Origin of the sequence: Mesorhizobium sp. M4A.F.Ca.ET.020.02.1.1, from assembly GCF_004022645.1 — a bacterium.
In the GTDB taxonomy this organism is placed as follows: Bacteria; Pseudomonadota; Alphaproteobacteria; order Rhizobiales; family Rhizobiaceae; genus Mesorhizobium.
Genome location: NZ_RZOI01000285.1, coordinates 1 through 6,985, shown reverse-complemented (window position 1 = coordinate 6,985; position 6,985 = coordinate 1). Strand labels below are relative to the sequence as shown.

At 61.5% G+C, this 6,985-nt stretch carries 8 protein-coding genes; 6 read left to right on the top strand and 2 right to left on the bottom strand.

What is annotated here, in order from left to right:
• From EN742_RS18425 to EN742_RS18415, 3 genes are all read left to right on the top strand, one after another.
• The coding region (locus EN742_RS18425; RefSeq protein ID WP_148670146.1) for a flavin reductase family protein at positions 1-204 on the top strand (204 nt) is incomplete at its 5' end.
• A gap of 36 nt (positions 205-240) precedes the next feature.
• On the top strand, positions 241-1,782 hold the full coding sequence (locus EN742_RS18420; protein WP_128333123.1) for an aldehyde dehydrogenase family protein: 1,542 nt from the start codon (positions 241-243) through the stop codon (positions 1,780-1,782).
• A gap of 49 nt (positions 1,783-1,831) precedes the next feature.
• Positions 1,832-2,284, top strand: coding sequence for a hypothetical protein (locus EN742_RS18415; RefSeq protein ID WP_128333122.1), 453 nt, complete (start codon positions 1,832-1,834; stop codon positions 2,282-2,284).
• Here the strand turns inward: EN742_RS18415 and EN742_RS18410 are convergent.
• Positions 2,256-2,825, bottom strand: a complete 570-nt coding sequence (locus EN742_RS18410; RefSeq protein WP_128333121.1) for a YceI family protein — start codon at positions 2,823-2,825, stop codon at positions 2,256-2,258. The genes EN742_RS18415 and EN742_RS18410 overlap by 29 nt on opposite strands.
• A gap of 58 nt (positions 2,826-2,883) precedes the next feature.
• Positions 2,884-3,783 (bottom strand): hypothetical protein, encoded by a 900-nt coding sequence (locus tag EN742_RS18405; protein ID WP_128333120.1) that lies wholly within the window; start codon positions 3,781-3,783, stop codon positions 2,884-2,886.
• 297 nt (positions 3,784-4,080) lie between these two features.
• Here EN742_RS18405 and hpaE point away from each other — a divergent pair, with 297 nt between their 5' ends.
• The 3 genes from hpaE to EN742_RS18390 all read left to right on the top strand — a co-directional run.
• A complete protein-coding gene (gene hpaE / locus EN742_RS18400) occupies positions 4,081-5,598 on the top strand; it encodes a 5-carboxymethyl-2-hydroxymuconate semialdehyde dehydrogenase (protein WP_128333119.1) in 1,518 nt (505 codons plus the stop codon).
• Between the two features lie 83 nt (positions 5,599-5,681).
• The gene (gene hpaD / locus EN742_RS18395) at positions 5,682-6,536 is read left to right on the top strand and encodes a 3,4-dihydroxyphenylacetate 2,3-dioxygenase (protein WP_128333118.1); all 855 of its coding nucleotides are present in this window, start codon (positions 5,682-5,684) and stop codon (positions 6,534-6,536) included.
• 18 nt (positions 6,537-6,554) lie between these two features.
• A partial coding sequence (locus EN742_RS18390) for a VOC family protein (RefSeq protein WP_189375441.1) occupies positions 6,555-6,985 on the top strand: 431 nt, incomplete at its 3' end.

Here is a 6,985-nt window from a genome sequence, read left to right as displayed (position 1 = left end):
AGTCACGACTGGACGCGGTCGGGTGCCGGAGCACCAGTCCTCTCCGATGCATTGGTCAGCTTTGATTGCCACGTCGATGAGATGTTCGTGACGCCGTCGCACGGCGTCGTCATCGGAGAAATCAAGCACGTGTCGTTCGGGCCCGAAGGTGCACCGCTGCTCTACAGCGACGGTGCCTTCGGCACATTGAAGCACGATGGCTGAGCCGCATCGCTTTATCCAGACAACGGGAGTCGCATCATGAATGTAAAGGCCCACTCGGGAGCCAGTCAGATACTGGAGTCGCTTGGAATTTCCGAAGTCAATCCTGGCTTCTGCAGCGGACGGGACGGCTGGTCGAAAGCCGATCCCGACAATGCGTTTGCTTCGACCAATCCGGCGACGGAACAGCCCATCGCCCGCATCACGCCGGCAACCCAGGAAGACATGAACAAGGCAATCGACGTCGCCGAGCGAGCCTACAAGACCTGGAGATCGGTTCCGGCGCCGAAGCGTGGAGAACTTGTCGGACGGATCGGCGAACTTCTCGAAAAGCATAAGGATGCGCTCGGGGCGCTGCTTTCGCTTGAGACCGGGAAGTCGTTGACGGAAGGCAAGGGTGAGATTGGCGAGATGATCGACATGGCGAAATTCGCTGTCGGTCAGTCCCGCATGCTCTACGGCTTCACGATGCAGTCGCAGCGAAACGAACACCGCATGTACGACCAGTGGCTTCCGCTTGGGGTCGTCGGCATCATCACGGCCTACAATTTTCCAGCCGCCCCATGGTCCTGGAACGCGTTCATCGCGGCGATCTGCGGCAACACGATCGTGTGGAAGCCGAGCCCCAAGGTCGCGCTTCCCGCGATCGCGTTGCAGCACATCTGCAATCAGGCAATGAACGAACTCGGTTACGAGGGCATCTTCTCGATCGTCGTGCCGGACGATGAGCGCATTTCGGAGTCGTTGGTAAGCGACAAGCGAGTCCGGGTCGTTTCGTTCACCGGGTCAAGCAAGATAGGTCGGCGGGTCTCTTCCATTCTGGCCGAGGATCTCGGCCGTCGCCACATTCTCGAATGCTCGGGAAACAATGCCTGCATCGTCGATGAGAGCGCGGAATTCGACCTCACGATCGCGGCGGTCACGTTCGGCGCCCTCGGCACCACCGGCCAGCGCTGCACCAGCATGCGGCGTCTGATCGTTCACAAGAGCCGCACCAAGGAGATCGTCGAGGGCTTGAAGAAGGCCTATGCGAAGGTGAAGATCGGCGATCCGTTCGTGCCAGGAAATCTGATCGGGCCGCTGATCGACAAGCACGCTATCGACGAGTTCACCAAAGCGGTTGCATCGGCAAAGGAACTCGGCGGCGAGGTGGTCTATGGCGGCAACGTCCTGCCGGGACCGGGATACTATGTCGAGCCGACGATCATCATGGCCAAGAACCATTGGCCCTGTGTGCAGCATGAGACCTTCGCTCCGCTTCTCTACGTCATCGAATACGATACGTTCGAGGAGGCCATGGAACTGCACAACGACGTTCCGCAGGGGCTCGCGTCTGGCATCCAAAGCACAAACATCCGCAATATCGAGGCCTTCCTGTCCTCGCGCGGCAGCGACTGCGGCATCGCCAAGGTTAACATGGGCACGACCGGCGCCGACATCGGCGCGGCCTTCGGCGGCGAGAAGGAGACCGGCGGCGGTCGCGCAAGCGGATCGGAGTCCTGGAAGTCCTACATGCGCCGGCAGAGCGTCGCCATCAACTGGGGTGACGAGACACCGTGGCGCAAGCTGCTCGAAGGCTGACTTGACGGCCCTATACTAAAGCGCGTCGCGCCGACGCGAATAAGTCATCATGCTGGCGATACCGTTCATCACGATTGCGGGTGTCTTTCAGCTTTTCGACAGCCTGCAAGCGGTGGGGGCCGGTCTTGCCAGGGGCCTGAAGGATTCCATGGTGCCGATGGTTCTCGCGATCGTCAGCTATTGGCTGGTCGGATTCACCGGCGCCTATGTGCTGGCGTTTCCGTTGAAATATGGCGGCATCGGAATCTGGGTCGGGTTCGTCGCGGGGCTCGCAGTTGCGGCCGTGTCGCTCAACACGGGTTTCGTCGTTCTCGTCCGGCGACCGACGCTTGTAGCTGCGACGCTGCGCTCCGGCAGGAATTCCATTTGCGGCCGTGCTGAACGGCAAACCGCACCAAAGCATCCGCACCCGGTCGTGACACAGATGGACGCTTGCGCGGCATTCCTTCCACGCAAGCGCCAGCCTTGGGAGGCTATTTCTTCACGGCTTCGATATCGATGATGACATCGACATCGGGTCCCAGACCAAAGCCTTCAGCCGCTTTTGCCATCGGGAAGTCTGCGATGCTGAGCTTGGTCGTCGCCCTGAAGGCAGCCTTCGTCAGCGTAGCGTCCCACGGAGCTGGAGCCTCGTTGAGAAGCTTGACGTCGAGCATCACTTCCTTGCTGGTGCCGCTGATCGTCAGGTTGCCCGTCAACTTGCCGGTGGTGTCGTCCACCTTCTCCACCTTGGTGCTTTCGAAGGTGATCGCAGGGAACTCGGCGGCGTTGAAGAAGTCAGGGCCTTTCAGATCGCTGTCGCGCTGATCGAAGGCGGTGTGGATCGAACCGACGTCGATGCTGGCCTTGACGCTGCTCTTCGCAGGATCGGCTTTGTCCATGACGATCGAGCCCGAAACGTTGTCGAACTGGCCGTGAGCGATGCCGTAGATGCCGTGCTTCAGGGTAAAGGTCACCCAGGCATGTTGGCCATCGATGTCAAAGGTGTCGGCATAGGCCGCGGGCGCCAGGACCGATGCGGCGATGAAGGCGGCCGCCGCCATGAAATTACGTGTTCTCAACTGTTCTCTCCGATTTTTCTCGTCGCTTTGAACCTGTCCCTCAGAAGCCGAGTTGCGCCCCTTGCGGGGCCCAGACGAGGGCGATCAGCACGGCCAGGATCGCCGGCACGGCGATGAGAAACCCAGCCGCCAACGGACGAGGCGCCCGTGCACTGGGGAGAAGGAATTGCAGGCGGCCAGAGACGAGCCAGGCCACGAGCGGCGGCATCGTGGCGAGAAGCGCGGCCACGTGGTTGATTTTTGGGGCAAGCAATGACGTTTGGATCAGCGGGAACGCGACGCAAAGCAGCATGAGAATCGCCGTGCCCGTACGCCACCCGAACGAGGAGCGCCGGGCGACCAGAAACTCGATGAAACCAAAGAGGCAGTAGCCGCCCGTCAATGCGGCAAGCGAGCCAAGCAACTGACCAACGACGATCGATGCAGCAAGGACAGAGGTGATGGCGCCTGCAAATCCCACAGACAGGACGGCTGCCGGGAAGAGGAAAGGTTTCTCGGTCTGCGCGGAAGGGGCTGCGCCCTTGATCCATAACAGCGCGACAAGGCCTGCGGCGATGAGGAGCGCGACGACCGCCGCCGTTGCAAGTTGCAAATCGACGCCAGAAAGCAGTTTTCGCCAGCTCAGCCACAGCAGGGCGACCACGATCAGGAGGGCGGCGCCGCCGGCCTGGACCCGCAGGTTCGGATTGTTTTCAGCCGACAGGGCGAATGCGGCGCCGAGCAAGGCAAGGTAGATCAGTTTCTGGCTGGCTGCCGTTGGCCAGAGCACCGGCGCACCCATGATGTCCCAGTAGAAGAAGATCGCGGCGGCCGCCCATGTAAGCACCGCCGCCGGCCAGGCCGATAGCGTGCTCGCGCGGCCAACGAAGCCCAGCGCTATCCCCAGCACCAGCGGCAGCGCCGCCGTGGTGACCATCGGATTGCCAAGCACTGCGTTCATTGCAATCTCCGCGTCCGAAGGTCAGGGTATGGTGATACTTAACATGATAAGTTATTGCAAGGGGCGATGTGAGGATTGTTGCCGATGGCGCGCGCAATCAGTTACCAAACGCCCATCCAGGATGCCGGTCTGGGGCTCCCGACCAAACACGGGCGCGAGCAGAACGATACTTGACATTCCGCCTCCGGAATGTAATTCACATGTTAATTATAAGTCGGCGACCACGCCGAGTTCAGCTGGAAGTTCGCACGCCCGGCACTTGTATTGTTTGGGTGCGGCAAGCAACAGGAAGATCCAATGGCGGCACTGGACGAAAATCTGAAGAAAGCCGAAACCTATCTCGAGCGCTTCCGGAATGGCGGTGTTCTCAACCAGATCGGCGGTGAGGCGGTGCCCGCCGCCGACGGTGCGACGTATGAGACGATCTCGCCGATCGACTTGAAGCCGATGGCCAAGGTGGCGCGCGGCAAGGCGGTCGACATCGACCGCGCGGCGAAGGCGGCGAAGGCGGCGTTCAAGGATTGGGCGGCGATCCCCGGCGAAGACCGCAAGAAGCTGTTGCACAAGATAGCCAACGCAATCGTGGCCCGGGCCGAGGAGATCGCGTTCGTAGAGTGCATGGATACGGGTCAGTCGCTGAAGTTCATGGCCAAGGCCGCATTGCGTGGCGCCGAGAACTTTCGCTTCTTTGCCGACCGGGCGCCGGAGGCCCGTGACGGCCAAGCGATCCGGGCACCGAACCAGGTCAACGTGACGACCCGCGTGCCGATCGGTCCGGTCGGCGTGATCACGCCGTGGAACACCCCGTTCATGCTGTCGACGTGGAAGATCGCGCCGGCTCTCGCGGCCGGCTGCACCGTTGTCCACAAGCCTGCCGAATTCTCCCCGCTCACGGCGCGGCTGCTGGTGGAGATCGCCGACGAGGCAGGCCTGCCGAAAGGGGTCTGGAACCTGGTCAACGGCTTTGGCGAAGATGCCGGCCGCGCGCTGACCGAGCATCCCGATATCAAGGCGATCGGCTTCGTCGGCGAAAGCCGTACGGGCTCGATGATCATGAAACAGGGCGCCGAGACGCTGAAGCGCGTGCATTTCGAGCTCGGCGGCAAGAACCCGGTCATCGTCTTCGCCGACTCCGATCTGGAACGTGCCGCGGACGCCGCCGTGTTCATGATCTTTTCGTTGAACGGCGAACGCTGCACCTCGTCTTCGCGTCTGTTGGTCGAAGCCTCGGCGTACGACAAATTCACGGCGCTGGTGGCCGAGAAGGCCAAGCGCATCAGGATCGGCCATCCGCTCGATCCCGAGACCGTGGTTGGACCGCTGATCCATCCGGTGCACGAAAAGAAGGTGCTTGAGTACATCGAGATCGGCAAATTGGAAGGCGCGGTCGTCGCCGCCGGTGGCGGCAAGTTCGCCGGTCCGGGCGGCGGCTGCTATGTCAGCCCGACGCTGTTCATCGGCGCCACCAACAAGATGCGCATCGCCCAGGAGGAAATCTTCGGCCCGGTGCTGACCGCGATCCCGTTCAAGGACGAGGCCGAAGCGCTGGTGCTGGCCAACGACACGCAATATGGCCTGACCGGCTACCTGTGGACCTCGGACGTTACTCGAGCCTTTCGTTTCACCGATGCGCTGGATGCCGGCATGATCTGGGTGAATTCGGAGAATGTCCGCCACCTGCCGACGCCGTTCGGCGGCGTCAAGAACTCCGGCATCGGCCGCGACGGAGGCGACTGGTCCTTCGATTTCTACATGGAAACCAAGAATGTCGCGTTCGCCACGGCGCCGCATTCGATCCAGAAGCTCGGCGGTTGAGCGGGCTTGACCCATGTCAAGTAATTAGCGTGTGAAGTATTGTAGCGTCGGCTCGTATTCAACCACGCCACGGGAGGTATTTCATGGGTGAGATTGTTCTTGCCTCCAAGGTAACGCATGTTCCGACCATGCTGATGTCGGAACAGCCAGGCCGCGTCTTCGGCACGCGCAAGCAGGCGATCGACGGGCATGTGGAGATCGCCCGCCGCGCCAAGGAACTGGGGGCCGATACGATCGTGATCTGCGACACCCATTGGGTGGTGAACGCCGGATACCACATCAACGCCAACAGCCATTTCGAGGGTGTATTCACGTCCAACGAGTTTCCGCAATTCATCCAGGACATGCCGTTCAGATATGACGGTAACCCGGCTCTGGGCGACCTGATCGCGGAAATGGCGCGAGCGAGGGGCGTCTACACGCTAGCGCACCACATAGACAGCCTGGAGCTGGAATACGGCACGCTCGTGCCGATGCGGTTCATGTCCCGCGCGGGCGACTTCAAGGTCGTCTCCATTGGGGCATGGTGCACGGTGCACAGCCACGAATCGTCCCGGAAGCTGGGCGAGGCAATCCGCGAAGCCATCGAAGCGAGCGACAGCCGGGCCCTGCTCGTCGCCTCAGGCTCGCTCAGCCACAAGATCTGGGCCAATGATGACTATGAAGCCAACAATGGCACGTTCACGATCTCGTCCGAGTTCAACCGCCAGGTCGACCTGCGCGTGCTCGAGCTCTGGCAGAAGGGGGAGATAGCCACTTTTCTGAAGATGCTGCCCGAATACGCGGACCACTGCTGCGGCGAAGGCTCCATGCACGACACGGCGATACTCTTCGGCGCACTCGGCTGGGACAGCTATGCCGGTCGGGGCGAGTTGATCGGCGAGTACTTCCCTTCGTCCGGCACAGGCCAGGCAAACGTGATTTTCCCGGTTCAATAGATGTTCAAGGAGTTTTCGGTGCCGCTTCCCCAACCCAACCTCTACCCTGCCTTCAACATCGTGCGGCTCAGCCATGTCGAGCTCGCCGTCACCGACCTGGCGAAATCCCGCGCCTTCTATGTCGACACACTCGGCCTGCAGGTGACGGACGAGACCAGTGGCGCGATCTATCTGCGCGCCATGGAAGAGCGCGGCCACCACTGCATCGTGCTGCGCAAGGCGGCGACGCCGGAAGCGCGCGAGCTCGGCTTCAAGGTCTTCTCCGACGAAGACCTCGACAAGGCCGAGCATTTCTTCAAAGGCAAGGGCCTGCCGGTGGAGTGGGTGGAGCGGCCCTATCAGTCGCGCACCTTCCGCACCCGCGACCCGCACGGCATCCCGCTCGAATTCTACTCCAGGATGGAGCGGCTGCCGCCCATCCACCAGAAATACGCGCTCTATAAGGGCGT

Coding starts and splice junctions, on each gene's coding strand:
- EN742_RS18420 (WP_128333123.1), top strand. CDS start 241: ATGAATGTAAAGGCCCACTCGGGAGCCAGTCAGATACTGGAGTCGCTT.
- EN742_RS18415 (WP_128333122.1), top strand. CDS start 1,832: ATGCTGGCGATACCGTTCATCACGATTGCGGGTGTCTTTCAGCTTTTC.
- EN742_RS18410 (WP_128333121.1), bottom strand. CDS start 2,825: ATGGCGGCGGCCGCCTTCATCGCCGCATCGGTCCTGGCGCCCGCGGCC.
- EN742_RS18405 (WP_128333120.1), bottom strand. CDS start 3,783: ATGAACGCAGTGCTTGGCAATCCGATGGTCACCACGGCGGCGCTGCCG.
- hpaE (WP_128333119.1), top strand. CDS start 4,081: ATGGCGGCACTGGACGAAAATCTGAAGAAAGCCGAAACCTATCTCGAG.
- hpaD (WP_128333118.1), top strand. CDS start 5,682: ATGGGTGAGATTGTTCTTGCCTCCAAGGTAACGCATGTTCCGACCATG.